Consider the following 20,711-nt stretch of genomic DNA (forward strand, 5'->3'; position numbering starts at 1 on the left):
CTCACCGCGGCCCAGCACTCCGGCGACGTCCTGGAAGCCAACGCCGTGATCATGGACGCATACAACACCGACGTACGACCGCTCCTCGCCGAAGTCCGTCAGGACGCCGGCCTCGACCCCGACCCGACCGGCGCCTACCGCCGCTCCGGCTGGCAGAACCGCATCACCGCCGAACGTGTCGGCGGCACCCAGGCCGGCTGGGGCGCCTGACTCCCCCGCCTCGCACCCCCGCAACGTCCCCACTACGCAAGGAAGAGACCCGATCATGGCACCCCACCCCGAAGCCGCCGCCCTCCTCGCCCGATCCCATCGGCTCGGCTCCGATCCGCGCAACACCAACTACGCCGGGGGGAACGCCTCCGCGAAGGGGACCGACACCGATCCCGTGACCGGTGGTGACGTCGAGTTGATGTGGGTCAAGGGGTCCGGCGGTGACCTCGGCACGCTCACCGAGGCCGGGCTCGCCGTGTTGCGGCTGGATCGGTTGCGGGCCCTGCAGGGGGTGTATCCGGGGGTGGAGCGCGAGGACGAGATGGTTGCCGCGTTCGACTACTGCCTGCACGGCAAGGGGGGTGCCGCTCCCTCCATCGACACCGCGATGCACGGGCTGGTGGACGCCGCGCACGTCGATCATCTGCACCCCGACTCCGGGATCGCGCTCGCCTGTGCCGCCGACGGGGAGAAGCTGACCGCGGAGTGTTTCGGGGACACGGTGGTGTGGGTGCCGTGGCGGCGGCCCGGGTTCCAGCTGGGCCTGGACATCGCGGCGGTCAAGGAGGCCAATCCGCAGGCCGTCGGGTGCGTTCTCGGCGGGCACGGGATCACCGCCTGGGGTGACACCTCCGAGGAGTGCGAGCGCAACTCGCTGTACATCATCCGCACGGCCGAGGCCTTCCTCGTCGAGCGGGGCAAGGCCGAGCCCTTCGGGTCGGTGATCGAGGGGTACGAGGCGCTGCCCGAGGCCGAGCGGCGGGAGCGGGCGGCGGCGTTGGCGCCGTATGTGCGGGCCGTCGCCTCTCAGGACAGGGCGCAGGTCGGGCACTTCAATGACTCCGACGTGGTCCGGGAGTTCCTGGCGCGTGCCGAGCATCCCAGGCTCGCCGCGCTCGGCACCTCCTGCCCCGACCACTTCCTGCGGACCAAGGTCCGGCCGCTCGTTCTCGATCTGCCGCCGGCCGCTCCCCTCGACGAGGCCATCGCCCGGCTCAAGCAGCTGCACGCCGAGTACCGGGAGGAGTACGCCGCCTACTACCAGCGGCACGCCCTGCCCGACTCCCCCGCGATGCGCGGCGCCGACCCGGCGATCGTGCTGGTGCCGGGTGTCGGCATGTTCTCCTTCGGCAAGGACAAGCAGACCGCGCGCGTCGCGGGCGAGTTCTACGTCAACGCCATCAACGTGATGCGCGGGGCCGAGGCCGTGTCGACGTACGCGCCGATCGAGGAGTCGGAGAAGTTCCGCATCGAGTACTGGGCGCTGGAGGAGGCCAAGCTTCAGCGGATGCCGAAGCCCAAGCCGCTGGCGACGCGCATCGCCCTTGTCACCGGCGCGGGCAGCGGCATCGGGAAGGCCATCGCGCAGCGCCTGGTCGGTGAGGGGGCGTGTGTCGTAGTCGCCGACCTCAACGCGGACAACGCCGCTGCCGTGGCCGAGGAGTTGGGCGGTCCGGACAAGGCGGTCGCCGTGACCGTGGACGTGACGGACGAGGAGCAGATCGCCGCGGCCTTCAAGGCGGCCGTGCTCGCCTTCGGCGGGGTCGATCTGGTGGTCAACAACGCCGGTATCTCCATCTCCAAGCCGCTGTTGGAGACTTCGGCACGCGACTGGGATCTGCAGCACGACATCATGGCCCGCGGTTCCTTCCTCGTGTCGCGGGAGGCGGCCCGCGCGATGATCGCGCAGGGGCTGGGCGGCGACATCGTCTACATCGCCTCGAAGAACGCCGTGTTCGCCGGGCCCAACAACATCGCCTACTCGGCCACCAAGGCCGACCAGGCTCATCAAGTACGGCTGCTGGCCGCCGAGTTGGGTGAGCACGGCATCCGTGTCAACGGGGTCAACCCGGACGGTGTGGTGCGCGGTTCCGGGATCTTCGCGGGCGGCTGGGGTGCGCAGCGGGCGGCTGTGTACGGGGTGCCGGAGGAGAAGCTGGGTGAGTTCTACGCCCAGCGGACCATCCTCAAGCGGGAGGTGCTGCCGGAGCATGTCGCGAACGCCGTCTTCGCCCTGGCCGGCGGCGAGTTGACCCACACCACGGGGCTGCACGTCCCGGTCGACGCCGGCGTCGCGGCCGCCTTCCTGCGGTGAGCGGCACCGTGAAGTCGTACGCCGCGGTCGACCTCGGCGCGTCCAGCGGACGCGTCATGGTCGGCCGCGTCGGCCCCGACAGCCTGGAGCTCACCGAGGCGCACCGCTTCGCCAACCGACCCGTGCGGGTGCCCGAGGGACTGCGCTGGGACATCCTCTCTCTGTACGGCCGTGTCCTGGACGGGCTGAGGGCCGCCGGGCCGGTCGACTCGGTCGGGATCGACAGCTGGGCCGTGGACTACGGGCTGCTGGACGCCGACGGGGCGCTGCTCGGCAATCCCGTGCACTACCGGGACTCCCGCACCGAGGGCGTCGCGGAGAAGGTGTGGGCGACCGTGCCCGCCGAGCAGTTGTACGCGGCGACGGGGTTGCAGTACGCGCCCTTCAACACGCTGTACCAGCTGGTCGCCGCTCGTGAGTCGGCCCAACTGTCCGCTGCCGAACGGCTGTTGCTCATCCCGGACCTGCTCTCGTACTGGCTGACCGGCGAGCAGGGCACCGAGCTCACCAACGCCTCCACCACCCAGCTGATCGACCCGCGCACGCGCGAGTGGTCGTACGACGTCGCCTCGCGGCTGGGTGTCGACCTCGGCCTCTTCGCGCCGCTGCGCCGGCCCGGCGATCCGGCGGGTGTGCTGCGGCCGGAGGTGCTTGAGGAGACCGGGCTGACGGGTCCGGTGCCGGTGACGACGGTCGGTTCGCACGACACGGCGTCCGCGGTGGCGGCCGTGCCGGCGTCCGGCGAGCGGTTCGCGTACATCTGCACCGGCACCTGGTCGCTGGCGGGGCTCGAGCTGGACGCGCCGGTGCTGACCGAGGAGAGCCGGGCCGCCAACTTCACCAATGAGCTGGGGCTGGACGGCACGGTCCGCTATCTGCGCAACATCATGGGCTTGTGGCTGCTCCAGGAGTGTGTACGGGCCTGGGGCGAGCCGGAGCTGGACTCGCTGCTGTTGGAGGCGGCGAAGGTACCGGCGCTGCGGTCGGTGGTGGATGCGGGGGACGCGGCGTTCCTGGCGCCGGGGCGGATGCCGGAGCGGATCGCCGAGGCATGCCGTGCCTCGGGACAGCCGGTGCCCGACTCCCCCGCCGAGATCACGCGCTGCATCCTCGACTCGCTCGCCCTGGCCCACCGCCGGGCCGTCGAGGACGCCCAGCGGCTGGCCGGGCATCCGGTCGACGTGGTGCACGTCGTGGGCGGCGGCACCCGCAACGCGCTGCTGTGCCAGCTGACCGCCGACGCGTGCGGGCTGCCGGTGGTGGCGGGCCCGACGGAGGCGGCCGCGCTGGGCAACGTCCTCGTCCAGGCCCGGGCCCACGGGCTGGTCGGCGACCTCGCCGGGATGCGGCAGCTGCTCGTCCGTACGCAGCCGCTCACCCGCTACGAGCCGCGCGGCGACACGGCCCGCTGGCGCGAGGCGCAGGCCCGGCTCGCGGGAGGGTGAGCCGGGGGCTCCCCCGCGCCGCCCTCCCCGGCTACGCTGCACTCATCCGATGATCGATCCCTAGGAGCCGCGATGCGTGTCGCCCTGTTCCTGACCTGTGTCAACGACACGCTCTATCCGGATACCGGGCGCGCCGTGGTGAAACTGCTGACCAGGCTGGGCGTCGAGGTCGACTTCCCGATGGCGCAGACCTGCTGCGGGCAGGCGCACTACAACACCGGGTACCGGCATGAGGCGGAACCGCTGGCCCGGCATTTCTCCGATGTCTTCGGGGAGTACGAGGCGATCGTGACACCGTCCGGGTCGTGCGGGGCGATGGTGCGGGAGCTGTATCCGCGGATGGGCGAGCGGGCCCGGGCCGAGGGGCGGGGGGACACACTGGCGGCGACCTTGGCGCCCGTCGTACCGAAGACGTACGAGCTGACCGAGTTCCTGGTGGACGTGCTGGGCGTGACGGACGTCGGCGCGTACTACCCGCACCAGGTGACCTACCACCCGACCTGTCACGGCCTGCGCGGTCTCGGCCTGGGTGATCGGCCGCGGCGGCTGCTCCAGGCCGTGAAGGGGCTGGAGCTGGTCGAGTTGCCGGGCGCGGAGGAGTGCTGCGGCTTCGGCGGGACCTTCGCGCTGAAGAACGCCGATGTCTCGGCGGCGATGGGTACGGACAAGGTGCGCAACGCCGAGTCGACCGGCGCCGAGGTGCTGTGTGCGGCCGACAACTCCTGTCTGATGCACATCGGCGGCACGATGGCGCGGCTCAGCAGCGGCATGCGGCCGGTGCACATCGCGGAGATCCTGGCGAGCACGGAGGAGGAGCCGGCGGTATGAGCGGGACGTTCGTAGGGATGCCGGCCTTCCCGAAGGCCGCGCACGAGGCCGTGCGGAACGAGACCCTGCGGGGCAATCTCCGGCACGCCACGCACACCATCCGCGCCAAGCGGGCGAAGGCCGTCGCGGAGGTCTCCGACTGGGCGGCGCTGCGGGAGGCGGGCAAGCGGATCAAGGACCATACGCTGCGTCATCTCGACCGCTATCTAGAGCAGTTGGAGGAGTCGGTCACGGCCGCGGGCGGCACCGTGCACTGGGCGGCCGACGCCGACGAGGCCAACCGGATCGTGGCCGGCCTGGTCAAGGCGACCGGCGAGTCGGAGGTCGTCAAGGTCAAGTCGATGGCCACGCAGGAGATCGGCCTCAACGAAGCCCTGGAGGCCGAGGGCATCCGTGCCTACGAGACCGATCTCGCCGAACTGATCGTGCAGTTGGGCAAGGACCGGCCCTCGCACATCCTCGTCCCCGCCATCCACCGCAACCGCGGCGAGATCCGCGACATCTTCCGCAACGAGATGAGCGAGTGGGGCCGCCCGGCCCCAGAAGGCCTGACGGACACGCCCGCCGAACTCGCCGAGGCCGCCCGGCTCCACCTGCGCGAGAAGTTCCTGCGCGCCAAGGTCGGCATCTCCGGCGCCAACTTCATGATCGCCGAGACCGGCACGCTGGTGGTCGTCGAGTCCGAGGGCAACGGGCGGATGTGCCTGACCCTGCCCGAGACGCTGATCTCGGTCGTCGGCATCGAGAAGATCCTGCCGACCTGGCGCGACCTGGAGGTGTTCCTGCAGACCCTCCCCCGCTCCTCGACGGCGGAGCGCATGAACCCGTACACCTCGATGTGGACCGGTACCACTGACGAGGACGGTCCGCAGAACTTCCACCTGGTCCTGCTCGACAACGGCCGCACCGACACCCTCGCCGACGAGGTCGGCCGCCAGGCCCTGCGCTGCATCCGCTGCTCGGCCTGCCTCAACGTCTGCCCGGTGTACGAGCGGGCGGGCGGGCACGCCTACGGCTCGGTCTACCCGGGCCCGATCGGCGCCATCCTCAGTCCCCAACTCCGCGGTACGGCAAGCGAGATCGACGCCTCGCTGCCGTACGCCTCGTCGCTGTGCGGTGCCTGCTACGAGGTGTGCCCGGTCGCCATCGACATCCCGGAGGTACTGGTACATCTGCGGGAACGGGTCGTGGAGGGCGGTCAGGTGACCCGGGAGGGCAACAAGGTGGTGCTGCAGCCCGCGAAGGGGCACGCCGCCGAACGGGCGGCCATGCGGGCGGCCCGCTGGGCCTTCATGCACCCGGGCGCCCTGCGCACCGGGCAGCGGCTCGCCTCGCGCACCCGCCGGCTCCATCCGCGGTCCCTGCCGGGGCCGGGCAAGGCGTGGAGCGGCAGCCGGGATCTGCCGTCACTTCCGGCGGAGCCGTTCCGCGACTGGTGGCAGCGCACGCAGGGCGGCAACGGAGGCGCGAAGTGAGCAGCAGGGAACGGATCCTGGGGCGGGTGCGGCGCGCGCTGGCGGACGTGCCGACCGACGACACACCGTACGAGCAGGCGGTTTCGCGCGACTATCTGCGTGAGCACGGGGAGCGGAGTGTCGCGCAGACGGTGGATCTGCTGGCCGAGAACCTGGCGGACTACCGGGCGATCGTGCATCGGTGCGCCGCGGATGAACTGGCGGCAGTGGTCGGCCGGTTGCTCGCCGAGCGGGGTTCGAAGACGGTGGTCGTGCCGCCGGGGCTGGATCCGGGCTGGCTGTCGGCCACCGATGCCGAGCAGTCGCCCGACCTGGCCGAGAGCACTCCGCACGAGCTCGACCGGATCGACAGCGTCGTCACGGCCTGCGCGGTCGCCATCGCCGAGACCGGCACCATCGTCCTCGCCGGCTCCCCCGACCAGGGTCGCCGCCGCATCACCCTCGTGCCCGACCACCACATCTGTGTCGTACGGGTACCGGAGCAGGTCGTCTCCTCCGTGCCCCAAGCCCTCGAACGCCTCGATCCGGCACGCCCGCTGACGTGGATCTCCGGTCCGTCGGCGACCAGCGACATCGAGTTGGACCGGGTCGAGGGGGTGCACGGTCCGCGCACCCTGGAGGTGGTGCTGGTGAGCGGTCAGCCGAGCGACGAGGTCAACTCGTAGCGGCCGGAGAGCAGTTCGTCATCGATAGGCGGTGCGGCTGGGCGACCGGATCGCCGTGTACGGGCAGGGGCGCATCGAGCAGTTCGATACCCCCGGGGCGGTCCTTGGCGCGCCCGCGACGCCTTACGTCGCCGAATTCGTGGGTGCGGACCGGGGGGCGATTCGGTCGGGGATCGTGCGCGCCGGATGAATGCCTGGGTGGCGGTGGGTGCGCCCCTGAAGCAGGCGTTCGGTGTGATGCTTCAGCACGATGCCGGGTGGGTCGCCGTGCTGGACGGTTCGCGCTTTCTGGGTGTGCTGACCCCGGCGAAGTTGCACGAGGCGCTGCGGCGGTCGGTGGACGCGGACGCGCTCGGTGTCTCGCGGGGTCAGGTGGTGTTCGACTCGGTGGCGGACGCCTGATCAGGTCGTCGCCTTGTTGGTCCTGCTCGCCGTGTCGCGCCGCAGGATGCCGAAGGCCCAGCGCTCGTTGAAACCGGCGACGAATCCGATGGCGCACCAGAAGCCCCAGAACTCGGTGCCGTCGACCGCCGGCCCCGGGGCTCCCGCGGGCGCACAGACGTCGGCCGCCGTCGCGGGCACCGTGAAGACGGGCACGATGCCGCCGCTGAGCAGGAAGTAGAGGGCCATCGCGAGGATCCATCCGACGCCCACGCGATAGACGCCCTCATGACGCAGGCGGCGGGCCAGCTGCCGGGGCGGGACCGGTGCCCTCCCCTTACCGACGGCCTGACGGCGTGCCAGCTGCTCGACACTGCCCCGCAGCCGCACCAGGACGCTGAGCACCGCCCCGAAGGCGCCGACTCCGCCCGCGACGAAGACGCCCAGCAGACCCCAGCGGTCGTCGCAGTCGAGGGTGATGCCCAGGTGGTTGAGCGCGCGCAGTCCCCAGAGCAGGGGCAGAGCCAGCAGCAGCACGCCGGCGCCGGCCCCCATCGCCAGACCGATGTTGAGCCCCCGGCTGACGGCGGTCACGCAGTCCTGATCCAGCCAGCCGCGTATCTCGGCGAGCTCCCGCTCGAGGTAGTCCCGCACATAGTCGTCGGACTTCCCCTTCGGGCAGGTGTCGTCCAGGACGTTCCTCAGCGCACCCTTCAGCACGCGCTGCACGGTCTCGCCCGTGGCCCGGTCGAAGACGCGTTGCGAGGCGCCGAGCGCCAGTTGCATCTCCAGGTGCTGTTCGGGATGCGTCTCGCAGAACACCTTGTAGTTGACGTCGTCCTCGGGCCGGACGAGGTCCGCCAGCCCTTTGGGCCGCTTCTCGACCTCGGCGCCGTCCCACACTTCTCTGCATCGGCTCCACCACAGGCGGAGTCCCCCGTTTTTGTCCCCCATGTACCGGGTGTACCGATTCGCCGCCGCCCCGGGAACCCACCCCACCGCACCAGTACGGTCACCGACGTAACGGACCCGTCACCTCACCATCGGTCAGCAGTAGACCATTGGGCAGCCGCGCCCCAGCGAGTACTGCGCCGCCCGCAGATACAGCGCGACGTAGAAGGCGGTGTCCAGGTCCTCGCTCCACGGTCCGGGCCGGGCGGCAGCCAGTTCCTTCGCCTCCCCTTCGAGAAACCAGAACGTCAGACCGAGGTTCCCGGACGTCTCGGGCACCTCCGCCGGTAGCTGGATGACATCCGCCAACCGCTCGGCGAGGGCGAGCACCTGCGGTGCGCCCGCGATCACCGTCGTGTCCGTGTAGGCGGAGCCGATGGGCAGCCGTATCTCCTCGTCCAGTGACACGGGCACCAGCACCGACCAGTCGCCGATCGTCTCCTGTTCCCGCGGCGTCAGATGCGCTCGGCACAGCGCGGCGAACCCGTCCATGGGAGGGCTGAGCTTCTCCTCGAACCACCCGGCCGGTTCTTCCCGGGCGACGGACTCGTACGGCGGCAGTCCGCGGCGCCTCAACTCCTCGTTGAGTGCCGAGGCGATCGCCCCCTTCCCGCCCTCCTCCTCGTCGCCACTGGACCACTCCCGTGCATCGACACTGACCACATAGATTCCCATGGCTGCAACGTACAAGTCGCCACTGACAATTCACTTCGACAGGCCTTTGTCCTGCAGATACGTCCGCGCCACATCCGTCGCCAACCGCCGCCAGCTGTCGACCTGTTGGTTCATCGAGGCCAGGTCGGCGGTCGTGAGGACGGTGTTGAGTCCGTCGAGCGCCTTGGTGGCCCCCTGGGCCGCCCGCGCGGCCGCGGTTGACGACCGGGACGACGTGGTCGGCGTTCTGCCGGTGCTTGTTCGTCGGCGAGGAGGACCAGCCGGAAGTCGTCGAGGGTGGCGTCGGTCGTGGTGGTGAGGACCATCTGGTCCTGGCCGTTCTGCACGGCCCGCTTGGCGCAGATTGCCCAGTCCGCCGAAGCCGACGATCGCGCCCACCGTGACCAGGGAGACCGCCGAGACCGTGGCGATGCGCAGTCCGGCCATCGCGGCGGGCACGGCGAGCGGCAGCTCCACGGTGAGCAGGAGGCGGATCGGGCCGTGGCCCATGCCGCGGGCGGCCTGCCGGGTCTCCTCGGGCACGGCGCGCAGGCCCGCGAGGATGTTCCGGACGAGCACGGTCAGCGAGTACAGGACGAGTCCGGCCACGACGAGGCCCGCCGAGAGGCCGTAGAGGGGCAGGAGCAGCGAGAACATCGCCAGGGACGGGATCGTGCAGAGGATCGTGGTGACACCGAGGACGGGCCCGGCCGACCAGCGCCAGCGGCGCGCCAGCACGGCCGGCGGGACGGCGAGGACGAGCCCGACGAGCACCGAGACCGCGGTCGGTTGCAGGTGATGGAGGACCGCGTCGCGGAGGATCTGGCGGCGGGTGGTCAGGTACTCACCGCAGATCCTCCCCCAGCTCTCGGCTTCGCTCGAGCCGGGGACCCCCTTGTTGCGCGTGAGGCAGTCGTCCGGGGGCGCGGTCACGGGTCCATTGCACCGGGCGGGCGGCGGGGTCGGCGCGTTGTGGTGGCCCGTACGGGGGTGTCGGCGAGTGCACGGGTGTCGCTGGGTACACCCCGCGATACGGGTTCTGCGCCCAATGTGCGGCGCCGGTCGTCTCCGTAGCTTCTTGGGCAGGGCACAGGGGGTGCCGGACGGACGGAGAGTGATGACGATGTTTCGCGCAGGTTCGCGGCGCACGCACGACACGGGACCCGCCGCCGAGGCGCTGCGGCTGGTCAAGGTCAGCAAGAGGTTCGGGTCCGACGGCAGTGCCGTGGCCGCTCTGGACGGGGTCACGCTCGGGCTGGGCCGCGGCACGTTCACCGCGGTGATGGGGCCGTCGGGCTCGGGCAAGTCCACGCTGCTGCAGTGCGCGGCCGGTCTGGACCGGCCGGACGGCGGCATCGTGCGGGTGGACGGCACGGAGCTGACGGGCCGCAGCGAGGCCGAGTTGACGAGGTTCCGGCGCGGTCGGATCGGGTTCGTGTTCCAGCAGTACAACCTGCTGGAGACCTTGACCGTCGCCCAGAACACGGTGCTGCCGCTGAAGCTCGCCGGGCAGCGCGTGGACCGGAGGCGAGCGCGTGAGATCCTCGATCAGGTCGGCCTCGGCGACCGCCTCGGGCACCGTCCCGACCAGCTCTCCGGCGGTCAGCGCCAGCGTGTGGCGATCGCCCGTGCACTGGTCACCGAACCCCGGGTGATCTTCGCGGACGAGCCGACGGGCGCACTGGACACGCGCAGCGCCCGGGAGGTGCTGCGGCTGCTGCGGTCGGCGGTGCGGGTGCACGGCCGGACGGTGGTGATGGTGACGCACGACCCGGTCGCCGCCTCGTACGCCGATTCCGTGCTGTTCCTGGCGGACGGCCGGCTGGTGGGCCGGATGGAGGCGCCGACCCCGGACGCGGTGGCCGAGCGGCTGGCGCACCTGGGCGACGACATGACGGCGGGGGTGTGAGGAATGTTCGTACTGGCGATGCGTTCGATACGGCATCGACCCGCGCGGTTCGTTTCGACGCTGCTGTCGGCGTTCCTGGGCGCGGCGATCATCATGATGTTCAATTCGCTGCAGGACACGGCGGGCCGGCCCGGCGTGGACGCGGTCAGCCGCGACACCCTGACCACTTCGGCCGGTGTGGTCGGCGGTTACGGCTCCCTGCTGGTCTTCTTCGCCGTCGCCTCGACGCTCACGGTCAACGTGCGCCGTCGGACCGCGGAGTTGGAGCTGCTGCGCTGCTCGGGGGCGACTCCGGCGCAGATCAAACGGATGGTGGTCGGTGAGGCGGTGGCCGTGGCGCTCATCGGGGCGGTGCTGGCGATCGGTCCGGCGATGCTCGGCGGGCACGCGCTGCTGGGCGCGTTCCACGACAGCGGGCAGGTCGCGCGGTCCGTGGACTACTCCTTCGGACTGTTCGCGCTGGTCTCCGGCGTCGGCGTCACCCTGCTCGCCGCTGCAGGTGCCGCGTTCCTGGCCGTACGGCGGGCCATGCGCCGACGTGAACAGCGCGGCCGGGCGCGGACGTTGCTCGCGTACGCCGCTCTGGGCGTGGGTGGTACGGCGGTGACTTCCACGTTCGCGTTCTCGGCGAAGGATGCGGCGCTGATGGCGCCGCCGGCGTACGGGGCGATCCTGCTGTCCGTCGGGTGCGCGCTGCTGTCGCCTCGGCTGCTGACGGGCGTGCTGGACCGGCTGCGGCCGACCGGTGCGAGCGGTTGGCTGGCGGTGCGGAATCTGCGTGAGCGCGTGCACCAACTCGCCGGGATCCTCATGCCGTTGATCCTGTTCACGGCGATGGCCACGGCCACGCTGTACATGCAGGCGGTGGAGAGCGACGCCATCGAGGCCTCGGGGCTGAAGAAGTCCGTCGAGACCAAGAACCTCGAGACCCTGAACCTCACGGTCGTCGGCATCATCGTGGTTTTCGTCTGCGTCATGCTGGTCAACTCGCTGTACGCGGCGACGACTTACCGCAGCCGGGAGTTCGGGCAGCAGCGCCTGGCGGGGGCGACGCCGGGGCAGGTGCTGCGCATGGTGGCCGCGGAGGGTGTGATCGTGACGGTCACGGGCGTGTGCTTCGGGACGGTGGCGGCGCTGGCGGGGATCGTCCCGTTCACCGTCGTCCGTACCGACTCGGTGCTGCCGCACCAGGGCATCGGCATGTATCTGGCGGTCGTCGCGGTCTCCGTGGCGGTGACGCTGGGGACGAGCCTGGTCACGGCCCGGCGGGTGCTGCGGGCTCCGGCGGTGGAGGCGGTGGCGCCGGCCGCGTGAGAACGATCTGCTTCGGGGAGGGCGGCTGCTTCGGCGGCCGCCCTTGCGTTATTGCATGCCTGCGGCGTCCAGCAGCGTCGTCACGGTCGCGGTGGTGAGCCCGTCGAGCGTCTCGATGCGGGCGCCGGCGCCGTCGAAGATCAGCATCAGCTGACGGGCGAGGAGCTCGGGATCGCGGGCTCCGCCGAGTTCCGCCTGGGCGCGGAGGGAGTCCTGCAGCTGCTGCTTGGCCGCGCGGGCGACGAGGCTCGCCGGGTGTTCGGGGTTCTTCAGCTCGACGAGCGCGGCCAGGTAGGGACAGCCCTGGTATTCGGGCTCGGCAGAGAGTTTCTCGGCCCGCTCGAAGACGTACAGGATCCGCTCCCGCGGTGTGCCGGCCTCGTACGGGCCGGCCGTGAGCTGCGCCGCGTATCCGGGCGCGCGCCGCTCCAGGCTCGCCGCGAGCACCTCGTCCTTGCTGTCGAAGAGCTGGTACATCGACCGTTTCGAGACTCCGGCCGTCCTGCACAGTGCCTCTACGCCGATGGAGACGCCGTCGCGGTAGAAGAGCTCGGCCGCCGCCTCGAGCAGCCGGTCCCTGGGGGACGCCTTGTCTGTCGTGGCCATACGGCGAGGGTACCGCGCCGGGTCAGGCGGGGAAACCGATCGGTATACCGTGGGCAGGCTGCCGGATTCCGGGGTGACAAGAGCGCTGAACAAGCGCTTAGATAGGTGCCAGGCATGGTCGCCCACCTGGAGGTCCCGTTGTTCACTTCCGTCGACGACGTCTCCGCACGTCTCGCCGCCACCGGCTACCTCGCCTCGCCCGCGGTCGCCACGACCGTCTTCCTCGCCGACCGCCTGGGCAAGCCGCTGCTGGTGGAGGGCCCGGCCGGGGTCGGCAAGACCGAGCTCGCGAAGGCCGTGGCCGAGGTGGCGGGGGCGCGGCTGGTGCGGCTGCAGTGCTACGAGGGTGTCGACGAGTCCCGGGCGCTGTACGAGTGGAACCACGCCAAGCAGCTGCTGCGCATCAGCGCGGGCCGCGACGAGACGTGGGACGAGACCCGCACGGACATCTTCAGCGAGGAGTTCCTGCTCGCGCGCCCGCTGCTGACCGCCATCCGCGGCGACGACCCCAAGGTGCTGCTGATCGACGAGACCGACAAGGCGGACGTCGAGGTGGAGGGCCTGCTCCTCGAGGTGCTCAGCGACTTCCAGGTCACGGTCCCGGAGTTGGGCACGATCAGCGCGGCCCGCCGCCCCTTCGTCGTACTGACCTCGAACGCCAGCCGCGAACTGTCCGAGGCGCTGCGCCGCCGCTGCCTGTTCCTCCACATCGGCTTCCCCGACGAGGAGTTGGAGCATCGCATCGTACGGCTGAAGGTGCCGGGGCTCGACGAGGCGCTGGCCACTTCCGTGGTCCGGGTGGTGGGTGCGCTGCGGGCGATGGACCTGCGCAAGCTGCCGTCGGTCGCGGAGACGATCGACTGGGCGCGCACCCTGCTCGCGCTCGGCGCCGACACCCTCGACGAGACCGTCGTCCGCGACAGCCTGGGCGTCCTGCTCAAGCACCAGGACGACGTCCTGAAGGCGGCCGCCAAGCTGGACCTGGACGCCCTATGACCGCGCCCGGTGTCGCAGATCGGCTGACCTCGCTGGTCGGCGCCTTGCGCGCGCACGGCATGCGGATCGGCACCGGCGAGACAGTGGACGCGGCGCAGGCGGTGGCCGAGTTGGGGCTTGCGGACCGCGAGCTGCTGCGGGAGGGGCTGGCCGCGACGCTGCTGCACGGCCCCGCGCAACGGCAGGTGTTCGACCCGGTCTTCGACCTGTACTTCCCGCGGGGCGTCGGCGCACCCGACGCCGGGACAGCGGACCGGGATGACCTGCGCGAACGGCTCGCAGCCGCGCTGGTCGCGGGCGACGCCGTCCTGATGGGGCAGTTGGCGGCGGAGGCGGTCGACGGGTTCGGCGGCTACGGTTCGCCCGGATCGGACGGCTGGTCGTCGCACCAGACGCTCGACCGGCTTCGTCCGCAGACGCTGTTCGCCCGCGTGCGGGACGACGTCCGGGCGCGGAACGGGAGTTCCGGGTTCGCCGACCGGCTGCTCGACGACGAGATCCGGCGGCGTATCGAGACCTTCCGCAGGCAGGTGGCGGTGGAGGCGCGGCGCCGGGTCGCCGAGCGGCGCGACCGGGACGAACTCGCCCGGCGCGCGGTGGCCACGACCCCCGACCGGGTCGATTTCCTGTACGCCGGCAAGCTCCAACTCGCCGAGTTGCGCAGGACGGTTCAGCCGCTCGCCCGCAAGCTTGCCACCCGGCTCGCGGCGCGTCGGCGCCGGGCCTCGCGCGGCAGCATCGATCTGCGGCGCACGCTGCGCGGTTCGCTGTCGACGGGCGGGGTGCCGATGAAGCCGGTGCTGCGCAGGCGGCGTCCGGTCCGGCCCGAACTGGTCCTGCTGTGCGATGTGTCGGGCTCGGTGTCCGGGTTCTCGGACTTCACGATGCTGCTGGTGCAGGCGCTGCACGACCAGTTCAGCAAGATCCGGGTGTTCGCCTTCGTCAACCGGATCGACGAGGTGACCGGTCTGCTCGAGCACGGCACGGCCGATCCGGAGGGGCTCGGCGCCCGCATCCGCGCGGAGGCGACGCTCACGGGCTGGCACGGCAGCAGCGACTACGGCGTGGCGCTGGGCGAGTTCGCGGAGCGCTACGGCGACGCGGTGGGCCCGCGCACCACGGTGTTCGTGCTCGGCGACGCCCGTACGAACATGAGCGACCCGAACCTGGCGGCCGTACGGCACATCGGTGAACGCGCGCGCCGCGTCTACTGGTTGAACCCCGAGCCCCGCTCCCAGTGGGGCACGGGCGACTCCGCCGCACCCGAGTACGCCGAGCTGGTCGAGATGCACGAGTGCCGCAATGCCCGCCAGCTCAGCGCGTTGATCGCACACCTGCTGCCGGTCTGACCGGGCCGGCAGCAGGGTTGTCGTCCTAGCCCTTCGCCTTGGCGTACTCCGTCGCCATCTGGCCTGCGAAGTCGTAGACCACGCAGGGTTCTTCACTGACCACCCAGGCGTCGTGCCCCGGCGATATCACGAACACATCGCCCGGTCCGACCTCCTGCTCGGCGCCGTCGTCCATGCGTACGCGCATGCGCCCCGAGACGCAGTACCCGTTGTGGTGGACCTGGCAGGTTTTCGTCCCGGCGATGGGGCCCACGGACTCGGACCACTTCCAGCCCGGTTCGAAGGTTCCCACGGCGAAGTCGAGCCCGGTCATATGGCACGCTTCGAGGTGTCCGCGCGGGAAGTCGCGCCGCTCGTCGGGCTTGTCGACGGCCTTGATCTCAAGCATGACGGCTCCCTTCCTTGCGAGCCCCGCCCACCACACCATCGTCCGCCCGTCCAGTCGGCGCCGCCATCCGAGAGAAGGCGTAAAACACCGTTGGGCGGACAAGTCGGTCGAACGGGCGGAGAATGGTGCGCGGAGGCCGCCATCGCCGAACCACCAGAAAGGTGGCGATCATCGTGGCTGAACACCCCCACGCACAACTCGTCCGCAAGGGCTACGAGGCCTTCTCGCGCGGTGACATGGACACTCTGCGCTCGCTGATGACCAGCGACGCCACGCACCACGTCCCCGGCAGCCACCCGCTGTCCGGCGACTTCAAGGGGGTCGACGCGGCCCTCGACTACTACCGCCGGCTCTTCGAGGAGACGGGCGGGACCATAAAGGTCGAGCTGCGCACCATCCTCGTCGACGGCCGTGGCCATGCCGTCTCCATGCACCGCTTCACCGCCCAGCGCGGCGACAAGCGGATCGACGAGAACGGAGGCATCGTCTTCCGGATCGTCGGGGACAAGATCAGCGACCTCGACGAGTGCGTCGAGGACATCGACAAGGGCAACGAGTTCTGGTCCTGACGGCCCTCTAGCCCGTCTGCCCGGTGTCCCTGCCGCACAGCCGGGCGAACCGGTCCGCATCCACGTTGCCGCCGGAGACGATGACTCCGATCCGGCGCGGCAGCACACCCGCACGCCCGGCGAGCAGCGCGGCCAGCGGGGTGGCCCCGCTCGGCTCGACGACGATCTTCAGCCGCTCGAAGGCGAACCGCATGGCGTCACGGATCTCCTCGTCGGACACGAGGGCGATCCCGTCGACGAGCCGCCGGTTGACGGAGAAGGTCAGCTCGCCGGGTGTGTGCAGCGCCTGCCCGTCGGCGATGGTGCGCGGCACGGGGATGCTGACGCGCCGGCCCGCCTCCAGGGACCGCTTGGTGTCGTCACCGGCTTCCGGTTCGACGCCGAGCACCCGGATCCCCGGGTACAGGCCCTTGGCCGCGGTGGCGGACCCGGCGATCAGCCCGCCGCCGCCGACGGGCACGACGAGTGCGTCCAACTCCCCTGTTTCCTCCAGGAGTTCGAGTGCAGCCGTGCCCTGCCCGGCCATGACGTGCGGGTGCTCGTAGGGCGGGATGAGCGCGAGGCCCCGCTCGGCGGCCAGGGCCTCGCCGACGGCGACACGGTCCTCGGTGTAGCGGTCGTACGTCACGATCTCGGCGCCGTAGCCGATCGTGGCGTCGGCCTTCGAGCGCGGGGCGTCCTCGGGCATGACGATGACGGCGGTGGTGCCCAGCTCGCGGGCGGCGAGGGCGACGGCCTGCGCGTGGTTGCCGGAGGAGTAGGCGGCAATGCCCCGGGCCAGCTGCTCGGGGGTGAGCCGGGAGGCCGCGTTGTAGGCGCCGCGGAACTTGAAGGCGCCCACGCGCTGGAAGTTCTCGCACTTGAGGAAGACGTCGGCACCGACGAGCGCGTCGAGGGTCCGCGAGCGCAGCACCGGGGTGCGGTGCGCGACGCCCTTGAGCCGGTCGGCGGCGTCGCGGATGTCGTCGAGGGTGACCGGCGGGGTGGTGGTGCTCACGCGTGTCCTCCAGCGGGGGTCGGGTCGGTGGCGGCGCGGGCCTGCGAGAGGTAGCTGTAGGCGGAGGCGCGGGAGATGCCGAGCCGGGCGGCGACCTGCTCGACCGCGCGGCGAACGGCGAAGACGCCCTGGTCGTCGAGGCTGCGGAACAGCTCGAGGCGCTCGGTGCGGTCCATCCCCGCCCAGGACTGGTTCTCCCTGAGCCGGTGGCCGTCGAGGATGGCGTCCACGACGGAGTCGATGTCGTTGCCGAAGGTCGTGACCGGCGCCTCGGCGGCCGTGGGGCCGAGACCGGCCAGTGCGCCGAGCAGGGCGTGCGCCTCGCCGACCGCGCCGAGGTCCAGGTTGACGCACAGGGCGCCGAACACGGATCCCGTGGAGTCGCGCAGCACGATCGTGGACGACTTGACCGGCTTGCCGGCCCGGGTACGAGTGGCGTAGTTCAGCACGTCGGCCGCCTGGTCGCCGCGGGCGAGGACTCTCATGCCGATCTCGCTCATCGCGCCGCCCACGTCCCGCCCGGTCACCGAACCGGCGACGGCGACGACCGACTTCTCCGGCCGCCGGTAGTCGTGCAGCACCACCTCGCACACCGGCCCGAACGTCGCGGCGATCCCGTCGACGACGGGTCTGAGCGCGGCGATGATCGCATCCCGCTCGGCATCGAGGCCCGCCTCAGCCGCCATGACGCACTCCTGGTCCCCGCACGATCAAGCCCCCGTCCTGCACGATCCGGCGCTAGTCCGCCCTCTTTCTCCATTAGACCACAAATCCAGTGCTTGGACGATCTGTCTAAAACGCGTGATCGTGCGTCGCCGCGTGTGTCAGTGCCTCCCGCGCCGCGTGCCGGTCACCGACCGTCTCCCACCAGGGATGGGTGTGCATCTCCTCGGCGAGACGGCGGCACCGCTCCCGTGCGTCGGCCAGGCGTTCACGCTGGTCGTCCGCGATCTCGGCGCGCCCCGCCGCGATGTCCGCACCGCTCGGCAGGCGCGCGGCGATGTCCGCGCAGTGCTCGAGCGCCCTGGTGAAGGTGCGCCGGGCGGCGACCAGGTCGCCGGGAATGACGAACTCGCCCACGGTGAAGGGCCGGGAGAACTCGGACGGACCCGGCTCGGTGTGCCACAGCGAGGCGTCGATCGGCCGTTCGTCGTCGCGTGCGCGGGTGAGCTCGGTCCGTATGCCCGCCTCCAGGACGTCTCCGGCGGTCCAATCGGCCTGCCGGAGAACGGACTTGAGGTCCTTCTCGCCGACCCGGGCCGCGGTCGGCTGCCCCGGCAGCGGTTCGGGGCGGCCTTCGAGGAACTCCTCCTTGTCCGTCGGGGTGACCCACATGTGCCAGCCGCGGCGGCCGGCCGGATGCGGCATGTACAGCGAGACGAGTTCGCCGGTGGCGGTGCGGCGGATGACGTCGTCGTAGTAGAGACCGCGTACCGGCTCCCAGAGGCCGTGCCTGCCGCCGCACCGGCCGGCGCCCTGCTGCGGACAGGGGACGGGGTTGCTCCAGTCGCAGCGGGACATGTGCAGTTGCTTGACGCCGCCGCGCACCGGCAGGGCCGCGCGGTCGGTGACGTCCCGCCAGCTCTGCACGTTCAGGCGGGCCCAGGGCGCGCGGTCGATGGGGATCGCGTTCTCGTTGTTCACGAGCCACAGCGGGGTGATGCCTGCCCGGAGCGCGACGCGGGTGCGCTCGTCGACGGAACCGCCCGCTATGGCCGCGAGTTGTATCTCGTAGCCGAGTCGGCGGCTGTCGGCGCCCTGGACGGTCACGTCCGTGCGGTGTTTGCCCTGCGCGGCGTCCTCCGGGCGGCTCACCCGGAAGCCCGCCCCCGTGGCGACCTGGGCGGTGTATTCCCCGAGCGCCTTGTGGAGATCGCTTTCGGCCTTCGTCTCGGGGCGTTCCCCTTTTGCCACATGCATGGCGTGCGGGCGGCCGTTGACCTTGCGGATGGCCATGAAACCGGGGCAGATGAACCCTTCGTCCTCATGGGCTTCCAGGCAGTACAGAAGATCCGGTTGGTAACTGCCGTAGATCTCGTCGAGCAGCCGTGGGTATTCGGGGTGCCCGAGATCCGCCTCGGTCAGATCGAGCGTGATGCCGAGGCCCCTGTGCCAGACGCTGTAGGTCATATGGCGAGAGTAGGACGCGCCACTGACAATCGGTCCCGGCAATGATCGTGAGCGCAGTTCGTAGGCGTCGAGTACGCCCCTGCCGTGATCGCTTCATCGTGAATTCAGGCGGTCGCGAAAGGCCTCTGGAATTCGGCCCATTGCGCGGCCGGCCCGCGCCGGAATTACCCCCGCCCGATCAGGCTGCCGCAAGGCGCGGGAAGAGAACTTCCGCGCTGCCGCGGTTGATCGCGTCGAGTTGGCCGGGTTCGAAACCCCCGTGGCCGTCGAGCATCGAGTCGAGCAGGACGCCGGACTCCTCCGGGGCGAAGGGGAAGTCGCTCCCGTAGAGGATGTGTCCGGGGGCGGCGAAGGCCAGCAGGGAGGGCAGGGCCGCCGGTGTGCTGGACAGGGCGGTGTCGAAGTAGAAGCGCTGCAGGTCGGTGAGGATGCCGAGGGGGGTGGTGCCGGGGTTGAACTGGGCGCCGCCGGTGAACCGCCAGGCGGCGTACGGCAGGAAGCCTCCGGCGTGGGAGAGGATCACCTTCATCCGGCAGTGCCGGCTCATCACGCCGTTGAGCGTCATGTGCACGGCGGTGCGGGTGGTGTCGAAGGGAAAGTCCAGCAGAGGGCCGGGCATGCCCTCCAGCAGGGGCAGCGGCGGCGCATCGGGGTGGATGAAGACCACTGCACCGCGGGCGTCGAGCTCCTCCCAAAGCGGCTCGTACGCCTTGTCGCCGAGGTAGCGGCCGCGGACGTTGGACAGCAGCACCACGCCGTCGGCGTGCAGTTCGTCGAGCGCGTACGCGGCTTCGGCGAGCGCGCCGTCGACGTCCGGCAGCGGAAGCGAGGCGAAGAAGCCGAAGCGGTCGCGGCGGTCCTTGGCCAGCTCCGCGGCGTACTCGTTGACGCTGCGGGCGACCGTGCGGGCCTCGGTGTCGTCGCCGAAGTGGGTGCCGGGTGAGCTGATCGAGAGGATGCCGGTGGCGATCGACCGGCGGTCCATCATCGCGATCGCGCTCGCCGCGTCCCAGGCGGGGGTGGGCCAGCCTGCGGCCGTCGCGCCGTGCCGGTCCATCACCTCGCGGTAGGCCGGCGGGATCAGGTGCTGGTGGACATCGATGCGGTACGGAGCGGACATGCGTTCCCTCGCCTCCTAATATTTAGGCCGCTAACCATTACTCTGGTAAGTTACCCCTTCATGAGCAAGAAGGGCAATGCCGAGCAGGTCCCAGCGGACGTCGACGTCGGCGCGGAGGAGCTCGCGCGGGCGGCCGACGCGCTCTTCGTCGCCATGCGGCGGGCCCGTTCGGCGGGCGCCGAGCGCTTCGGCGGGCTCTCCCTGGCCCAGGTCGCACTGCTCGAACCGCTCGCAGCTGAGGCGGACATCCCGGTGAGCCGGCTGGCGAGCGCCGCCGACGTCAGCGTCCCCACCGCCACCCGCATGCTGCAGCAACTGGAGACGAAGGGCATCGTGCTGCGACGCCGGTCGCCCCAGGACGAACGCCGGGTCCTGGTCAGCCTCACCGAGGAGGGAGCCGAGCTGCTCGCGGCACTCCGGGCCCGGCTGCGGGAGCGCCAGAGCCGCGCCTACGAGGCCTTCACACCGGCCGAACGCACCCAGCTCGTCACCCTCCTGCACCGCCTCACCCACCTCGTCGCCGACTCGGACTCCGACGCTTCCTAATGCTGTTGTCAAGCGGCTGCCGTGACCGGTGGTGCGACCTGGTAACACCGTCGGTCACGGATCAGGGCCCACAGGACGTTGAC

General features: G+C 71.0%; 19 protein-coding genes and 4 pseudogenes. 13 read left to right on the top strand and 10 right to left on the bottom strand.

Features of this window, described 5'->3' with window-relative positions; translation table 11 throughout:
• From ABZ880_RS53335 to ABZ880_RS53365, 7 genes and pseudogenes are all read left to right on the top strand, one after another.
• Window positions 1–210, top strand: a pseudogene (locus ABZ880_RS53335) (rhamnose isomerase); the annotation flags it as partial.
• Between the two features lie 55 nt (window positions 211–265).
• Window positions 266–2,305 carry a bifunctional aldolase/short-chain dehydrogenase gene (locus ABZ880_RS53340; RefSeq protein ID WP_361279012.1) on the top strand — a complete coding sequence of 680 codons (2,040 nt, stop codon included), beginning with the start codon at window positions 266–268 and terminating at the stop codon, window positions 2,303–2,305.
• On the top strand, window positions 2,302–3,750 hold the full coding sequence (locus ABZ880_RS53345; protein ID WP_361279015.1) for a rhamnulokinase family protein: 1,449 nt from the start codon (window positions 2,302–2,304) through the stop codon (window positions 3,748–3,750). The genes ABZ880_RS53340 and ABZ880_RS53345 overlap by 4 nt, the downstream gene beginning before the upstream one ends.
• Window positions 3,751–3,822: 72 nt before the next feature.
• Window positions 3,823–4,578 (top strand): (Fe-S)-binding protein, encoded by a 756-nt coding sequence (locus tag ABZ880_RS53350; RefSeq protein WP_361279017.1) that lies wholly within the window; start codon window positions 3,823–3,825, stop codon window positions 4,576–4,578.
• Window positions 4,575–6,053: a LutB/LldF family L-lactate oxidation iron-sulfur protein gene (locus ABZ880_RS53355; protein WP_361279019.1), complete on the top strand. Its 1,479-nt coding sequence runs from the start codon at window positions 4,575–4,577 to the stop codon at window positions 6,051–6,053. The genes ABZ880_RS53350 and ABZ880_RS53355 overlap by 4 nt, the downstream gene beginning before the upstream one ends.
• Entirely contained in the window at window positions 6,050–6,718 is a 669-nt protein-coding gene (locus tag ABZ880_RS53360; protein ID WP_361279021.1) for a lactate utilization protein C, read from the top strand. Before ABZ880_RS53355 ends, ABZ880_RS53360 begins: the two co-directional genes overlap by 4 nt.
• A gap of 28 nt (window positions 6,719–6,746) precedes the next feature.
• A pseudogene (locus ABZ880_RS53365) lies at window positions 6,747–7,120 on the top strand (ABC transporter ATP-binding protein); the annotation flags it as partial.
• Here the strand turns inward: ABZ880_RS53365 and ABZ880_RS53370 are convergent.
• The 4 genes and pseudogenes from ABZ880_RS53370 to ABZ880_RS53385 all read right to left on the bottom strand — a co-directional run.
• A complete protein-coding gene (locus tag ABZ880_RS53370; protein ID WP_361279024.1) occupies window positions 7,121–8,053 on the bottom strand; it encodes a hypothetical protein in 933 nt (310 codons plus the stop codon).
• 93 nt (window positions 8,054–8,146) lie between these two features.
• Complete coding sequence (locus tag ABZ880_RS53375; protein WP_361279026.1) at window positions 8,147–8,725, bottom strand: hypothetical protein; 579 nt, start codon at window positions 8,723–8,725, stop codon at window positions 8,147–8,149.
• 30 nt (window positions 8,726–8,755) lie between these two features.
• A pseudogene (locus ABZ880_RS53380) lies at window positions 8,756–9,063 on the bottom strand (glycine betaine ABC transporter substrate-binding protein); the annotation flags it as partial.
• A gap of 1 nt (window position 9,064) precedes the next feature.
• Window positions 9,065–9,637, bottom strand: a pseudogene (locus tag ABZ880_RS53385) (ABC transporter permease); the annotation flags it as partial.
• Between the two features lie 190 nt (window positions 9,638–9,827).
• Here ABZ880_RS53385 and ABZ880_RS53390 point away from each other — a divergent pair.
• A complete protein-coding gene (locus ABZ880_RS53390) occupies window positions 9,828–10,613 on the top strand; it encodes an ABC transporter ATP-binding protein (RefSeq protein ID WP_361279050.1) in 786 nt (261 codons plus the stop codon).
• Between the two features lie 3 nt (window positions 10,614–10,616).
• Window positions 10,617–11,927, top strand: a complete 1,311-nt coding sequence (locus ABZ880_RS53395) for an ABC transporter permease (protein WP_361279028.1) — start codon at window positions 10,617–10,619, stop codon at window positions 11,925–11,927.
• Window positions 11,928–11,975: 48 nt separating this feature from the next.
• On the opposite strand, the gene ABZ880_RS53400 is transcribed toward ABZ880_RS53395, so the two are convergent.
• Window positions 11,976–12,533, bottom strand: a complete 558-nt coding sequence (locus ABZ880_RS53400; protein ID WP_361279031.1) for a TetR/AcrR family transcriptional regulator — start codon at window positions 12,531–12,533, stop codon at window positions 11,976–11,978.
• Window positions 12,534–12,671: 138 nt separating this feature from the next.
• Here ABZ880_RS53400 and ABZ880_RS53405 point away from each other — a divergent pair, with 138 nt between their 5' ends.
• Window positions 12,672–13,529, top strand: a complete 858-nt coding sequence (locus tag ABZ880_RS53405; protein ID WP_361279052.1) for a MoxR family ATPase — start codon at window positions 12,672–12,674, stop codon at window positions 13,527–13,529.
• On the top strand, window positions 13,526–14,878 hold the full coding sequence (locus ABZ880_RS53410; RefSeq protein ID WP_361279033.1) for a VWA domain-containing protein: 1,353 nt from the start codon (window positions 13,526–13,528) through the stop codon (window positions 14,876–14,878). The genes ABZ880_RS53405 and ABZ880_RS53410 overlap by 4 nt, the downstream gene beginning before the upstream one ends.
• 25 nt (window positions 14,879–14,903) lie before the next feature.
• On the opposite strand, the gene ABZ880_RS53415 is transcribed toward ABZ880_RS53410, so the two are convergent.
• Window positions 14,904–15,266, bottom strand: coding sequence for a cupin domain-containing protein (locus ABZ880_RS53415; protein ID WP_361279035.1), 363 nt, complete (start codon window positions 15,264–15,266; stop codon window positions 14,904–14,906).
• Window positions 15,267–15,439: 173 nt separating this feature from the next.
• Between ABZ880_RS53415 and ABZ880_RS53420 the strand changes: the two genes are divergently transcribed.
• The gene (locus ABZ880_RS53420) at window positions 15,440–15,835 is read left to right on the top strand and encodes a nuclear transport factor 2 family protein (RefSeq protein ID WP_361279037.1); all 396 of its coding nucleotides are present in this window, start codon (window positions 15,440–15,442) and stop codon (window positions 15,833–15,835) included.
• 7 nt (window positions 15,836–15,842) lie between these two features.
• Here the strand turns inward: ABZ880_RS53420 and ABZ880_RS53425 are convergent, their stop codons facing one another.
• The 4 genes from ABZ880_RS53425 to ABZ880_RS53440 form a co-directional block, all read right to left on the bottom strand.
• Complete coding sequence (locus tag ABZ880_RS53425; RefSeq protein ID WP_361279039.1) at window positions 15,843–16,832, bottom strand: threo-3-hydroxy-L-aspartate ammonia-lyase; 990 nt, start codon at window positions 16,830–16,832, stop codon at window positions 15,843–15,845.
• Window positions 16,829–17,518: a PAS domain-containing protein gene (locus tag ABZ880_RS53430; protein ID WP_361279041.1), complete on the bottom strand. Its 690-nt coding sequence runs from the start codon at window positions 17,516–17,518 to the stop codon at window positions 16,829–16,831. The genes ABZ880_RS53425 and ABZ880_RS53430 overlap by 4 nt, the downstream gene beginning before the upstream one ends.
• A 106-nt stretch (window positions 17,519–17,624) precedes the next feature.
• The gene (locus ABZ880_RS53435; RefSeq protein ID WP_361279043.1) at window positions 17,625–18,962 is read right to left on the bottom strand and encodes a hypothetical protein; all 1,338 of its coding nucleotides are present in this window, start codon (window positions 18,960–18,962) and stop codon (window positions 17,625–17,627) included.
• A 178-nt stretch (window positions 18,963–19,140) separates the two neighbouring features.
• Window positions 19,141–20,082 carry an amidohydrolase family protein gene (locus tag ABZ880_RS53440; RefSeq protein WP_361279045.1) on the bottom strand — a complete coding sequence of 314 codons (942 nt, stop codon included), beginning with the start codon at window positions 20,080–20,082 and terminating at the stop codon, window positions 19,141–19,143.
• Window positions 20,083–20,142: 60 nt separating this feature from the next.
• Here ABZ880_RS53440 and ABZ880_RS53445 point away from each other — a divergent pair, with 60 nt between their 5' ends.
• Window positions 20,143–20,628, top strand: a complete 486-nt coding sequence (locus ABZ880_RS53445) for a MarR family transcriptional regulator (protein ID WP_361279048.1) — start codon at window positions 20,143–20,145, stop codon at window positions 20,626–20,628.
• Window positions 20,629–20,711: the final 83 nt, after the last annotated feature.

Origin of the sequence: Streptomyces sp. NPDC047043 (assembly GCF_040644055.1) — a bacterium.
Classification (GTDB): domain Bacteria; phylum Actinomycetota; class Actinomycetes; order Streptomycetales; family Streptomycetaceae; genus Streptomyces.